This window comes from Nitrosospira multiformis ATCC 25196 (assembly GCF_000196355.1).
Classification (GTDB): Bacteria; Pseudomonadota; Gammaproteobacteria; order Burkholderiales; family Nitrosomonadaceae; genus Nitrosospira; species Nitrosospira multiformis.
Genome location: NC_007614.1, coordinates 1461270 through 1474938, shown reverse-complemented (window position 1 = coordinate 1474938; position 13669 = coordinate 1461270). Strand labels below are relative to the sequence as shown.

13 protein-coding genes and 2 tRNA genes are annotated in these 13669 nt (G+C 53.0%); 2 read left to right on the top strand and 13 right to left on the bottom strand.

What is annotated here, in order from left to right; genetic code table 11:
- Positions 1-6: 6 nt before the first annotated feature.
- The 6 genes from NMUL_RS06745 to NMUL_RS16140 all read right to left on the bottom strand — a co-directional run bounded on the left by NMUL_RS06745 (position 7) and on the right by NMUL_RS16140 (position 7407).
- Complete coding sequence (locus tag NMUL_RS06745; protein ID WP_011380625.1) at positions 7-1371, bottom strand: HlyD family type I secretion periplasmic adaptor subunit; 1365 nt, start codon at positions 1369-1371, stop codon at positions 7-9.
- A 100-nt stretch (positions 1372-1471) separates the two neighbouring features.
- The gene (locus NMUL_RS06740) at positions 1472-3193 is read right to left on the bottom strand and encodes a type I secretion system permease/ATPase (RefSeq protein ID WP_011380624.1); all 1722 of its coding nucleotides are present in this window, start codon (positions 3191-3193) and stop codon (positions 1472-1474) included.
- Positions 3194-3451: a response regulator transcription factor gene (locus NMUL_RS16590; RefSeq protein WP_258039201.1), complete on the bottom strand. Its 258-nt coding sequence runs from the start codon at positions 3449-3451 to the stop codon at positions 3194-3196.
- Positions 3393-3932, bottom strand: a complete 540-nt coding sequence (locus NMUL_RS16305) for a response regulator (protein WP_011380623.1) — start codon at positions 3930-3932, stop codon at positions 3393-3395. The genes NMUL_RS16590 and NMUL_RS16305 overlap by 59 nt, the downstream gene beginning before the upstream one ends.
- A 320-nt stretch (positions 3933-4252) precedes the next feature.
- Entirely contained in the window at positions 4253-5971 is a 1719-nt protein-coding gene (locus NMUL_RS16145) for a DUF5801 repeats-in-toxin domain-containing protein (RefSeq protein WP_011380622.1), read from the bottom strand.
- Positions 5968-7407 (bottom strand): hypothetical protein, encoded by a 1440-nt coding sequence (locus NMUL_RS16140; RefSeq protein ID WP_011380621.1) that lies wholly within the window; start codon positions 7405-7407, stop codon positions 5968-5970. Before NMUL_RS16140 ends, NMUL_RS16145 begins: the two co-directional genes overlap by 4 nt.
- Before the next feature lie 567 nt (positions 7408-7974).
- Here NMUL_RS16140 and NMUL_RS06715 point away from each other — a divergent pair.
- Both NMUL_RS06715 and NMUL_RS06710 read left to right on the top strand, forming a co-directional pair.
- Entirely contained in the window at positions 7975-8319 is a 345-nt protein-coding gene (locus tag NMUL_RS06715; protein ID WP_011380620.1) for a DUF2591 domain-containing protein, read from the top strand.
- Positions 8320-8704: 385 nt separating this feature from the next.
- The gene (locus tag NMUL_RS06710; RefSeq protein WP_143034432.1) at positions 8705-8968 is read left to right on the top strand and encodes a hypothetical protein; all 264 of its coding nucleotides are present in this window, start codon (positions 8705-8707) and stop codon (positions 8966-8968) included.
- A 122-nt stretch (positions 8969-9090) separates the two neighbouring features.
- On the opposite strand, the gene NMUL_RS06705 is transcribed toward NMUL_RS06710, so the two are convergent.
- From NMUL_RS06705 to NMUL_RS06670, 7 genes are all read right to left on the bottom strand, one after another.
- Positions 9091-9483, bottom strand: a complete 393-nt coding sequence (locus NMUL_RS06705) for a hypothetical protein (protein WP_041352432.1) — start codon at positions 9481-9483, stop codon at positions 9091-9093.
- Positions 9484-10110: 627 nt separating this feature from the next.
- Positions 10111-10184, bottom strand: a tRNA-Cys gene (locus tag NMUL_RS06695).
- A gap of 147 nt (positions 10185-10331) precedes the next feature.
- Positions 10332-10406: transfer RNA gene (locus tag NMUL_RS06690), tRNA-Gly, on the bottom strand.
- 288 nt (positions 10407-10694) lie between these two features.
- Entirely contained in the window at positions 10695-10970 is a 276-nt protein-coding gene (locus tag NMUL_RS06685) for a hypothetical protein (protein ID WP_143034433.1), read from the bottom strand.
- Between the two features lie 28 nt (positions 10971-10998).
- Positions 10999-11571: a CDP-diacylglycerol--glycerol-3-phosphate 3-phosphatidyltransferase gene (gene pgsA / locus NMUL_RS06680; RefSeq protein ID WP_011380616.1), complete on the bottom strand. Its 573-nt coding sequence runs from the start codon at positions 11569-11571 to the stop codon at positions 10999-11001.
- 81 nt (positions 11572-11652) lie between these two features.
- A complete protein-coding gene (uvrC, locus tag NMUL_RS06675; protein ID WP_011380615.1) occupies positions 11653-13473 on the bottom strand; it encodes an excinuclease ABC subunit UvrC in 1821 nt (606 codons plus the stop codon).
- Between the two features lie 5 nt (positions 13474-13478).
- The gene (locus NMUL_RS06670; RefSeq protein ID WP_011380614.1) at positions 13479-13667 is read right to left on the bottom strand and encodes a tautomerase family protein; all 189 of its coding nucleotides are present in this window, start codon (positions 13665-13667) and stop codon (positions 13479-13481) included.
- Positions 13668-13669: the final 2 nt, after the last annotated feature.

The following is a 13669-nucleotide window of genomic DNA, read 5'->3' as shown; positions in this document are numbered from 1 at the left end:
GGCACCCTACTCCTCTGTCATCGCCATTTTGAAATGATCCAGAATCGGCTTGAGAATGTAATTCATCATGGTGCGTTCGCCCGTCTTTACGAAGAGTTCAACCGGCATGCCTGGCCTGATCTGCAAATCCGCAATCATTTTCATCCCTTCCGGTGCCACCTTGGCCTGCAGCTTGTAGTAAGGCTCCCCGCTATCTTCATCCACAAGACGATCTGCGGAAACATGGGTCACGATTCCGGGCACGTGGGGCGTCAGATTGCGGTTGAATGCGGTAAATATAAACTCTACCGGAAGATCAGGGTGAACTTTATCGATCAGATGCACCGGCAGGTGCCCTTCCACCGTCAAGGGGTCGTCGCTCGGTACAATGTCCATCATCTTGAAGCCCGGACTCACTACGCCTCCCCGCGTGAAAACATTCAGCCCCACTACGGTTCCATCCACTGGGGCCTTGACCAGCACATTCGCCAGCTCATAATCCAGCCCGCTCAATTTATGGGCAAGCGCTTCCGCTTCTTTCTGCACCTCCGTGAGTTCCGATCGCACTTCCTTCTGATATTCCTGCTGACGCTGCACCCGGCGCAGCTTCAATTCCACGATCTGCCGCCGCGCCCGTCCGATATTGCCGATATCTTCGGAGATGGAGCCATTTATCTGCGCGTAGGTGCGCTCCAGTTCCAGCAAGCGATTGCGCGCCACGTAACCTTCCGCGGCCAGATCGCGCATCCCCTCCAGCTGCTCTCCCAGAAATTTCAGCTGCTGTTTCTTGTTGTCTCGCGATTCCTCCAGCCCGCTGGTTTGCAGCTTCAAGCCGGAAATACTCTCGTCGATCCCCGACAATTCACTCTGGATACCCAGTAAACGCGAACTGAATAATTGCTTCTGCATGTCGATATAAGTGGCAACGATGGGATCACTTTTCATGTTCTCCAATTCCCGGGGGAAAACGATCTCTTTCTTTCCATCGCGCTCGGCAATCAAACGCGCCTCGGCTGCGCGCGCGGCAAAATACTGCACACGCATCGTTTCGGCATTCGCCTTGACCTGCACGCTGTTCATGCGCACCAGCACGGTGCCGGCCTTGACTACATCCCCTTCTTTCACAGGGATATCTTCGATCGTTCCTCCGGTTTGATGCTGGACCGCTTTCCTGTTGGTCGCCACCATCACCGTCCCGCTGAGCGGCACCCCTTTGTCCAGCGGCGCCAGGGAAGCCCACAGCAGAAACCCGCCGACCCCTCCCACCACTATCCACCAGCCGAGGCGCGTATACCAGGTCGCATCTCCGTCTATTCCCGGAAAAGCGTGCTTGCGCCCATGGTGCCCTTCATAAGTGCCGACAACGCTGTCTTCCTGCAACCTCGCCGCCATTTCAATTCACTCCTTTGTGGCTTCACGCTCTCCAGGCAGAACAGGACTGTCCCGTCTGGCTATCCTGTTCTTTCTTCTCCCTGGACCTGCACCTTGATCATTACCCGGTCTGTTGCACCTGCTGCGCCGGTTGCCGGTTGGGTTTCGTCAATTTCGCCAGAACCTCTCCTGTCGGACCGAACAACTGCGCTTTCCCATCCACCAGCAGCAGCAGTTTTGTCGTAGTGCGCAGCACGCTGCTTCTATGACTGATTATCACAATGGTTTTTCCGCGCCTGCGCAGGTCGATAATGGCTTCGACCAGTGCCTGCTCGCCGGTTTCATCAAGATTCGAGTTGGGCTCGTCCAGCACAATCAGGGAGGGATCGCCATACATCGCGCGCGCAAGGCCGAGCCGCTGTTTTTGTCCGCCTGCCAAGCCAGCCCCCCCATCCCCGAGAGGGGTGTCATACCCTTGCGGCAAGCACAGGACCATTTCATGAATCCCCGCGCGCTGGGCCGCTACCACCACTTTTTCCGAATCCACCTCCCCAAACCGGGCGATATTCTCCCCGACAGTACCGGCAAACAATTCGACATCCTGCGGCAGGTAGCCGATGTAGGGTCCCAGTTCTTCCTTGTTCCAGTAGTAAACGTCCGCCCCATCCAGGCGTATCTTGCCTGCAGCTGCAGGCCAGACGCCTACCAGCAACCGCGCCAAAGTCGATTTTCCGGAACCGCTGGGCCCGATGATGCCCAGCACCTCACCGGGTATCACCGCAAAACTCAGGTTTTTCAGGACAGCCATCGTAGCCGCCGGAGGCGCGGCTGTCACCCCCTCCACCGATAGCTTCCCGACCGGTTTGGGTAGCGCCATTCCTGTTTCCCGCGCCGGATTCGTCTCCAGCAGTTCCGTCAGGCGATGATAGGCAGTGCGTGCGCTGCTCCAGCTTTTCCAAATGCCGATCAATTGCTCGACCGGGCTCAAGGCCCGCCCCATGAGGATCGTCGCCACGATCATCATGCCCGGCGTGATTTCTCCTTCCAGTGCAAGCAGTGCTCCCAATCCCAATATGAGTGATTGCATCGAAACGCGCACGAACTTGGTGATGGAGGTGATTGTTCCAGTCTTCTGACTGGCTTCGGCTTGCAGTTGCAGAAAACGGTTGTTCAGCGTGAGCCAGCGACTCATCAGGTTGGGCAGCATGCCCATCGCGGCAATCACTTCCGCATTGCGCAGATTGTTGGTCGCCAGAGTGCCCGAAGTAACCGCAACTGCATTGGCCTCCTCCAGGGGTTTTTTGGACACGGTTTCATTCACGAAAGCCAGGACCACCAGCACTATCGTTCCGACGAGCGCGAACAACCCCAGAAAGGGGTCAAACAGGAAAATGACAAGCAAATATACCGGAAACCAGGGTGCATCAAAGAAAGCAAACAATCCCTGGCCGGTCAAAAATTGGCGGATGGTGGCCAGATCCTGCAGTGCCTGCCCCGCATTGCCCCCTGCCCGTTTCAGGTTCTGTTCGAATGCGGCTGCATAAATCCGCCGGTTCATCCTGGCGTCGAGTTGGGCGCCGAGTTGGATGAGAATAAAGCTGCGTACGAGCTCCAGTGCACTCATGAACAGAAACGCACCCAGCGCAAGCAAGGTCAGCATCAGCAAGGTGGTTTCATTCCTGCTGGCGAGCACCCGGTCGTACACCTGCAGCATGTACAGGGCCGGAACCAGCAGCAACAGATTGATGATCGCGCTGAAAACCCCTACGGTCCTGAAAGCACCCTTGAAATCGGCCAAAGCCCGAGCTATTTCCGTTTTCGGGATTCTGAGCTTGTAACTCATTCAATCCTTGCCTTCCCTGGCGAAACTTCTCCATATCTTTTCAGGAGGGGCCTGGTCTTCTTCTAACCCATGCTTCCGCGCGTAGGCCAAAAGACCGAGGCGATTGCTAAGACTCAGTTTTTCATAGATGGAACTCAAATGATTGCGCAAGGTGCGTTCGCTGATATGCATCATATCGGCGATGACCTTGAAGGGGGCTTCAGTGTTCGAGACAACGGTCGCGACGACGGTTCTCTCCCTCGTCGTAAGGGCCCTTATTTTCGGCTCCTCCCAGCCAGGAGCTTCGGGCGATTGAGCATCCCTGAGCTGGTGTATGAGCTTTCCGGTATGTATTTGTGCGGTTAAGCCAGAATTGTCCTTCGTGAATCTTTTCGATCGCTTTCGGAATGATCTCCAACGGTTCCTGTTTTCCGACGAGACCCATGGCTCCCTTGAGGATGGCCTCGTTGCAAGTAAGGGGGTCGCAAAACGTGCTGAAAACCATGATCCTGGCCCCACAAGCTTTGACCAGCATCCGCATTGCCTCCATGCCTTCCCTCGGCTCCTGGTCGGGGTCGATCACAATCACATCCGGCGTCAGTTCCTCAAGTTCCGGGATGGGCAGAGAGTAGCGCGTGAACTGGCCCGCCATTTTCATTCTCTCCCCTTGGCTCTCGATCAGGTTCTTCAGCCCAAGAAGCACGATGGGATAGGCACCGATCAACAGAACGCGGATAGGAGCAGAATGTTGTTCATCCATGTTTTCTGGCTCGAAGGCAACGGCTCAAGCGGTATTTTTCATGGTTTCATTGATGCTCCTCTGTGCGATAAACAACATAGACAGCACCATGCGGCGGAATTGGTTAGAGAATGAGTTCGTTCAGGGATGGCAGTACCGGTAGCAGGCATGAAGCAGGAGTGCGGTATGGGGCCAAGGATTCGAAGAGATGCCAAGCTGTGATCTCACCCCAGAATATGCAAAGCTTCAGCAGCTTTCCTTTTTCAGGAAAGATCGGATAAACACAGGAAAGTGCCCAGGCAAGCCAGGTTTGAATACCTGGCTTGCCCGGCAAATGCTGGCTAGACGAGCACTACGTCAGCCGCCTGGAGGTGGACACCTACAACGGTGATGTCCGTTGTTTGCCCGCCTGCCTCGGCTACGGAAACGATGCTGTCCGTTCCGGCATTGTTTATCGAAACGGTTGCGCCAGTACCGTTGAGAAGGAACAGGGTGTCCTGCGGTTCGTCGAAATTCTCGATCCGGTAGGAATCCTGGGTGGCCGAAAGATCCACGTCGAAGCCATCGAGGTCATTGGGGGCGCCGATCAGTGTATAGTCAAACGTTCCGCCCAGGTCATTGGCGAACAGGTTAGTCGAGAAGTTGCTGGTTGCCTTGTCACCATCGGCATCCGTCAGCGAGGCCGTAAAACCCAGCTTGATATCGCTGGCAAGATTTTCGGTCGACTTGATGAACTCGATCACCGGGATCTTCACCGTGCCCTTACCCATCGTGAGCTGAACGGAGTCGATCAACTTGGAGCCTTCAGTCTCGATCATGAAGGATTTCTGTCCCCCTGCCGCTGCCGATAGATCTGTACTCCCTACCTTTATGTTGCCTGAATTGGTGCCATCATCGTAGAAGATCTTGTAGTACAACTCCTCTGTCGAGGGATCATAACCTCCCACCGAGTTGTCGATGAACACCTTCATGCCGGTCAGCAAGGTTTCGGGATTGACAACAAAGCTTTCATCGCCGGCGTTTATTCCTGCCGTTGTATTTCCATCAAGGTTGTTATTACCAATCCCTATACCGGCGGTGCTGACATTCATGTTCGCAGTGCCAAGGAATGAAAAACCTCCTGATTGAATCTGTGCCTCGGTCAGATCGGGTTCCCCCAGTCCGATGGCGGATAGTATATTGGCATCGGAGGTGGTGGCCTGCACCCCGAAAAAGACCACTTGCTCGTCCGGAGGGATAGTCAATGTCCGCACCGGATCCGGCCCTCCTGCATCGAGAGAACCATTGGCACTGCTGAACGTGATCGTCGAACCGAACCCTTGGTCGAGGTCAAAAACATAGCGGCCATCGTGCAACGCGGTAAGGGTGAAGCCCGTGGTCGTATCGGGCGTGCTGGCATTGTTGTCGAAATCCGCGGTCAGTGTCCCCTGGAAGAGGTAGTCGCCGGAGGCATTTGGAGAACTCGCCAGCTCATTGAATGTGAAGCTCGATCCGCTGACTACCGTGCCGTCTGGCCGCACGAGCTGGAATTGATTCAAGGAAATGTCCAGGTTGCCCGGTTGATCGGCTCCAACAAACGGCATCCATTCCCCATATTGCGGGGCAATGGTACCCGTGCCTACCAGGTTGCCGAAATTGAGCGTCGGCCCGTCGTCCTTGAACGTCAGGTTCTGCCCGATGTTGAGCACTGCGCTCTGACTGTCGCCGTCCTTGTCTGTGATGGTCCCCGTCAACGTCACCAGGTTGTCCGCCGACAAGGTCTTCGAATCATCCGGATTGGTCGTGTCAGGATGCACCACCGCTCGCTGCTGGTCGAGCGTCACGTCGCCCGTAGTGCCATTGACGCTCACCGTGAATACAACGGGACCGCCGGAACCGCCTGCAAGGCCTTGCACCACCCCCCCATTCAGGAACAGGAATACGTGCTCGCCGGTGGCAGTGTCCACCAGCCCCGAGTCCACTCCCGCAAGGCTGATGCCCAGCGCATAGGTCAGCGTGCCTGCACCGTCCGCTCCAAACGCGGAAGTGAAGTTGGCAGCAAAACTCTTCGTGTCGTTCACCGCCAGGCCAGGTTGGTCTCGTCCACCGTCAGGCCGGGCTCCGTGCCCGTGGTGCTGATGCTCGGCCCGTCGTCCTCAAATCTTACATGGGTGCCAACTTCGGTAGTTGCGGTGGATACCTGGAGCAGCCTGAAGCCGCCGATATCGAAATCGGCATGAGTATTACCGCTTGCGTTAAGCGCAGCCCCGTTTTCGACAAGCACGCGGTTGTGATCGCCGACCGTGGTGTATTCAATGTTGTAACCGGCTTTTACTCCGGAGATGGTCGCGACTCCGCCATTGAAAGCTACTGTTACGCCATTGGCTGTTCCACCGGTACTGGTATCGATGAGGACAGTTGTACCTTGCGAGACTTTGATATGGTTGATGCCGACAGGAGTATCTCCCGTATACCCATCAATGAAATTTGCGCCGGGTTCAGCCGCTGTACTGAAGGCGCTGACCTGGACGACCGCACTCTTGCCCGATTGCAACTGAACGACGTCGAAAGTAGCCGACCTGGCATTGAAAACACCGGTGAAATCGATATTGGACTCGACATCGGCCTCATTCTGGTCCAGATTGGGAATGGTCACATTCTGCCGGGCGCCCGTAACGAACGAAAACCGGATGCCTTCCTGCTCGGTTATCATCTGGCTGTTGGTGCCGAAGGTGGTGGGTCCCCCTGCCTGGCTGGTATTGATCGTGTCCCCCGTGGTTATATTGACCCCGGTAGACTGGTTGGCCGGATCCTTCCCGGTAGCAATGATGGCGGGATCGGTGATCCGGGTAACGCCGCCGACATCCTGGGTTGTCGGATTGGCAACGGTGAACATCAGGAACAGGTTCTGTCCCGAAGGCGCGCCTGCAAGACTGAATTCCAGATTCTGGCTTGCAGCGACGAAAACCTGGTTGGCCAGATCAACCGCGTCATCGGGATTCGCGGCATTCGGGTTCCTGAGGGGAGCATATTGCACAGACCATATCTTGGCCCCCGATACCGGTGATCCGGTTTCCTCCAGATAAAGCGCGAACACGATCTGACCATCCGCAGCCCCTGCACGACCGAGGACGATATTATTATTCGCCGTATCGGTATACAGTAATATGCTCGTGCCATTGACAGTGTCAAGCCCGCTATCCACTCCGCTGAGGGGATTGCCAGTGCTGCCGACAAAACCAAGATCAGTGATGGTGGCGCCGGTCGAGCCTGTCACGCTGATGACATTGCTGCCCATGTCCCCGGCTGCGCCCGTATAGCCGCTCAGGGCAGCGCCAATTGCAGATGAAGTATTCGCTCCCAGAACACCGAGCCGACCAGAAAACGTCGAAGGAAGGGATGATACAAGGATATCATTATCATCCTTATCCCCTGCGGAAGAGCTGGAAGTGAAGTTTTGCAATCCGGCTGTTTCGTCGAGAGTCGTATTAACATTGTTTGTCGTAACTTGTAGCATTTTGCTTTCTCCTTTTCTCAGTGAAAGTGCCCAGTGTGCCGGCTTACTTTAGTTTCACCCTGATCCTCCAGAGAACTCTGCCAATTCCGTTATCAGCGGAGAGCGGGCAAAAATGTATATGCAATCATTCGAAGACAGGTCGGCAAGCTCAAAACGCATTTCTTCGAGAAAGTGATGATCCAAGCGTTGATCCGCTGATCCTTTCTTTCATCATGTTCTATTGATTTCAGAGTACTTTTGGAAGGAGAAGAAATCATGAGTAAAACCTCCCTTTTCCTAGGTGAGAAAAGTCCCATGGCAAAAGGGGTTGCTTATAAGTCAAATGACTTATAAGCAACCTCCGGCACGGAACAAGGAGAACAGGGAGCTCAAGGGCCGAGGCAAAAATATGCGCAACCAATCGATCAGCTTGTCCTACACCAAACGATTAGCGGCAGATCGGCCATTGATACATATGTGCAGAATCGGGTTACGTGGTTTTTTCTTTGTTGAATCTTGGATTATTGCTATGGATGAGAATACAGGTGGGATAGAGTGTTGAAAGGATGCTAACAGAGGAGCTTCATTATGAAAAAAGTTTCTGACCTTACAGGTTCAGAACTGGATTTTTTTGTGGCGAAGGCTGAAGGCAGGATTGTGTCAGCAAGACGATATGTACCGGTGATGACTAAGTGCCAAGAGATCAGCCTCACCGCATGGGAGGAATATTCCCCCTCCACCGACTGGTCACAAGGTGGGCCGATTATTAAGAGGGAGAAGATAGGCATTTTGCCCAGAATTGATGGTTCGTGGTACGCAGAAATACCGAAGGAATTAAAGCAGGACAGTCTATTCGCGGTAGGCGAAACCCCTCTAATGGCTGCAATGCGCTGCTTCGTTGCTGACAAGTTCGGGGAAGAGGTTGAGGAGTGAGCAATCCCCTCGCCGGATACTTTACCAACCAACTCATCGAAGCGGAATTAGCAAAGCATTTTTGAGTCAGATGGAAAATAGAAAGCGCGCAGGAGCAATAAAGGTATTGTCCTGTATCGCCTCTACCCTGGAAGTTACTGTCGATCTATTGACGGACTATTGATCCCTATGAGCTCATAGTACAGGATCTCCCCTGCACCGTTTACCCAATAGTCCAAGTCTATCTACCCTGGATAGCAGGGTGATGCCTGCGGCCGGCTCTTAATCCTAAGCAATACTGCAGGAGAAAGAATCGCACATGAAAATATTCTCGCTTATATTTGTCCTCATATTTTCCCTTGCAGTACTACCGACATATGCCAAACTTGCGGATGATTTCAATGACTTGGTCGGTTATACAATTACTGCAAGCAAAACTATAAACCGATGGTATGACGACGAAAAAGGTAATGATACGTTCGAAGGGTGTGACCACGGTCGCGTGATCGTGTTTGACGACAACACATCCCTTACTTGCGCGGAATATGGGTATCAATATGTCTATAGGCCGACAGCCATAATTCTTACCAGGAAAATCACTTCCAAAGGAAAATCATTTTATGATGTCAAGATGGTGGTGGGGGACGAGATTTATGATATGCGGAAGTAAGAGCATCTGCGAGGTGGGCGGCCTTTATCGCCTCTTGCAGAGAGCATTCCTAAAGAGAACAGTCGGCTATTCTTCTTTATACGGAAGCCTGAGGAGGAGTGGGGTTTGATGCAGATCTCCCCCTACTCACTATAGAAACGTTGCTTTCGTCGCTTTAAGGTAGCATCTTCCGAAGCGGTAATAAAGCGCTTCACGATCTCCGGCTCCGTTATCTTAATCCGCTCGGCATGCGCGAGAAGGAGAGCTATTTCTTGTTCTGACAGACCCGAAGCACCAACTCTTCGTCTGTCATTCATGAAAATAACAGTTTTTTTATTTTTTCGAGATATAAACTCTGTTATCACCCCTGAAAGACGGTCGAGTATCTCCGCTGACTTTGGAATGTCCAGCCACAGAGAAGATATAAGCGCATCTGGCCGATGATCAATCACAATGTAGGGAAGGCGATGTTTGTCGAGCAGTATCAGAAATGGCCGAAAGCTATCGCCGTCTAAATGAATCTTCAAGGATTTCATATAACATGCTCCAGCTATTATTCAGAAACCTTAAATTTTCTGCCAGGTTTGCTGGTTCTAAATAAAGAGTAGAAAGGGAAAATTGCGCTTTTCTCTCTGAAAGGATCGGTTAGTTCTGAAGAAAACTGTAAAGACTCTTATTACTCTCTTCGAAGAGCTTTTTATTTTCATACGTTAAGTATTTAACGGTAAAACTCTCCTCATATTGTTAATCTACCCATTCGCTTTTCCCTCCCAAAACAGGAAAGCGGTTGTGGCAAACTCACTCCTGGCCCGGCCTTCGCCGGGCCTTTTTATGTCTGCCGGAATCCCCATACTGAGACCCTGGTGTACGATAATGCAATATCAAACCAATCCGACCTATCTGCCAGACTTTGGCTATTTCCGCAGTCAATTTTCAGGATTGCAAGGGACAAAGCAGAGAAGAGAGCCGAGGAAATTGGAATTAAATATGAACGGTTCCAGTTCAGAGACTTGCTCGCAAAGAACGCTTCCGGCATGGAAAAAGAGTCGGAGAAAAAGTATTCTCAGGTATTGAATTCAGGTTATGCCAAACGGGAAAAATAGCAAAATAGCAATTATGGCGAAAAAATTTACCGCCAAATGCGTTATAGCCTATTGACTTGATGGAGGCGGGGGTCGGAATCGAACCGGCGTCCACGGCTTTGCAGGCCGCTGCATAACCACTCTGCCACCCCGCCTTACTGGACCTACGGCGATCGTATTGCTACTTTGGCACCATTGCGGTGCGAGAACAAAAAGCAAAAAGGGAAAACGGATATTTTTAGCCAGAGTCCCTCAAATCAAATCGGACAGAGACCACGGCAATGATCCATTTTCCCAGTAACTGGAGCGGGAAACGAGGCTCGAACTCGCGACCCCAACCTTGGCAAGGTTGTGCTCTACCACTGAGCTATTCCCGCGAAAAACAGCCTGCCATTATAAGGGCGGCGCTATCTTTGTCAAGAAAGTAACTCTCAAAGGTATCTGCCTGAAGATAAAAAAGACATGCGAAAATATTGCATGCGGGGGATGTTGCGCAGGGAAATGAGGGCTTTGAGAAGGTAATCTGGATTCAGTGCCGGATAGATCGAGAAACAAATACTTCTGTCGCCGGGCCGGCTCTTGTTTTTGCCAGTCAAACTTCCTGCACCTGTGGAACAAACATCATGCACCCTGCCTCCTCCTATTTATCTGCACCTCCGGGGTGTCTACACCTCTGGCGGCTCCGGATTCAGGCCCGACATCACGATGATTTCCATTGGCGCGAGATGACTCAGGTTTGACGCTCTTGCAATCACATCCTGTTCCTGCAGCAGCTGATACTGAAACGCGCCCTCGTACATATCCTCGACCAGCAGTTTCACCACTCTCTTCGGCCACCCTGTCATCCACCGGTTGGCAATCCCGATTCCCGTTTCTCCCGACTCGCATATCATTTCCCGAATCCCATCGGGGTAGATGTCCGGATTGTATAGTGATTGCATTTTTTCTCCTTCCTTTGGCCCGGCTTGCTCATCCATGCTTTACCACCTGGGGAATCGCGATCTTGAGGTAATAGGCCATCGACCACAATGTCAGTATTGCCGCAAGATAGATCAGCCAAGTGCCTATTTCATGAGAATCGAAGTTTTCATCTATTTTTTCGTCATATAGCAGCAGCGGAATGGCCGCCATTTGCGATACGGTTTTCAATTTTCCCAGAAAGGAAACGGCCACGCTCTTGCCTTTGCCGATCTGGGCCATCCATTCGCGCAAGGCCGAAATAGTGATTTCCCGCCCTATGATGATGAAAGCGATGAGCGCATCCAGCCTGCTCAGGTAAACCAGCACGATGAGCGCGGCAGCGACCATGAGCTTGTCGGCAACGGGGTCGAGGAACGCACCGAACGCCGAGGTCTGCCGCAGCACGCGCGCAAGATAACCATCCAGCCAATCGGTAATGGCGGCGCCAGTAAAGATAATGGTTGCGATCAGGTTCTGGTCCGCATGCGATAACCAGGTCGAGGGAAAATAGAATATACCCACGAACAGCGGAATCGCCACGATGCGCAGCCAGGTGAGTACGTTGGGCAGATTAAAAGGCATAAGGATCGGGAATATGCTATTAAAAAACGAATCTGGAAAGCGTCCCGCTGCAAGCCACTGAGCCTGCAGGCTGGGCAAGATTCAATGCAGTTCCCTGTAAATTTTCTCTGCGAGCGCGCGGCTGATGCCGTCAGCTTGCTGCAATTCTTCGATGCTCGCAGTGCGCACGCCTTTCAGGCCGCCAAACCTTGCCAGCAAACTTTGCCGGCGCTTGGCGCCGATACCGGCGATCTGCTCCAGGCTTGAACTGACGCGGGCCTTGCCGAGTTTTGCGCGATGACCGTAAATTGCAAAGCGATGCGCTTCATCCCGAATCTGCTGGATGAGATGCAATCCGGGATGATCCTTTGATAATTGTAGTGGTTTTTTCACCCCTGGGAAAATCAATTGCTCCAGTCCCGGCTTGCGCTCCTCGCCTTTTGCCACGCCTACCAGGTTGGCATCATTCAACCCCAGCTCTACCATGACCTCGAGAGCAGCGTTGATCTGCCCTCTTCCCCCGTCGATCAGGATCAGATCAGGCAGATTTCCCTCGCCTTCCGCAATCTTATGGTAGCGCCGTGACAGAACATCGCGCATGGCCGCATAATCGTCTCCCGGCGTGATATCAGTAATATTGTAGCGGCGGTACTCGCTATTGCGCATGCCGAAGTTGTCATAAACCACGCAGGAAGCGATGGTGGCTTCGCCCATTGTATGACTGATATCGAAACATTCGATCCGGCTCAACCCGGTCATATCCAGCGCCTGCTGCAAGGCTAGCAGCCGCTCCTCCTGGCTCGCCTGGCGGCCCAGCATTTGTTCCAGGGCAAGGGCGGCATTTTCTGTCGCCATTTCCAGCCAAACACGCCGGCTACCTATCGGATTCACATTGATGATCACTTTATGGCCAGCCTGCTGAGTGAGCAGAGCCTGGAGAGATTCCCGCGGAACTCTCTCGCCCACGATGATCAGATCTGGGATGCTGCGATTGAGGTAGTGCTGGGCCAGGAATGCTTCCGCCACCGTAGCGAGATCGTATCCTTCCGCGTTTTGCGGAAAAAAACTCTTGTCCCCGAGGTGGCGTCCTCCCCTGACCATGGCAAGGTTGACGCACACCCGTCCGCCGCCGTTATTCTCTGCCACGCAGGCGACGATATCGGCATCCAGCGCTCGCCCGCTATCCACGAATTGCCTTTCGCAAATCTTTCGCAGAGACTGAATCTGGTCGCGAAACAGCGCCGCTTGCTCGTATTCCTGTTCCTCGGCGGCCTCATGCATTTTTCTCGTAATGCTTTTCAGAACCTCCGTTTGCTTGCCCTGGAGAAATAGCTCCGCATCCCTTGCGTCTTCCGCGTAAACTTCTTCGCTGACCAGATCGACGCAGGGTCCGCTACAGCGTTTGATCTGGTAGAGCAGGCAGGGGCGTGTACGATTACTGAAAACACTGTCTTCGCAAGTGCGAATCCGGAATACCTTTTGCAGCAACTGGATACTCTCTCGCACCATTCCCGCATTCGGGAAGGGACCAAAATAATGATGTTTCTTGTCGAGCGGACCGCGATGAAATCCAAGCCGGGGAAACCTGTGGCCGCTCAAGATCACGTAGGGATATGATTTGTCATCCCTGAATAGTATGTTATAGCGAGGATTTAAGCTCTTTATTAAGTTGTTTTCGAGTAACAGGGCCTCTGCTTCGGATCGCGTAACGGTGGTCTCGATTCCCGCGATCTGGGAAACCATGAGTTGCGTACGGGGAGCCAGGCCATTCTTCTGAAAATAGGAAGAAACACGCTTCTTGAGATCAATCGCCTTGCCGACATAAATCACCTGCCCGGCTGAGTTCATCATGCGATAGACTCCAGGCTGGGATGGAAGGCCCGCACAAAACGCCTTGGCATCGAAAGCCGGTTCTGCCTGCAAGGCGCTCAGTCCTCCTCACCCAGCAGGGTGCCCGCGATGGCCCAGTTTTCATGAGGCATTTCATCGAAAGCGATATACGTATAGGATTTGGGCTTATGAGCGATACGCTCCAGCGTATCGGTTATTTCCTGAGCAATCTGTTTCTTTTGCTCGCGACTGAGCGAGCCGGCAATACGGATATTGACATAGGGCATGG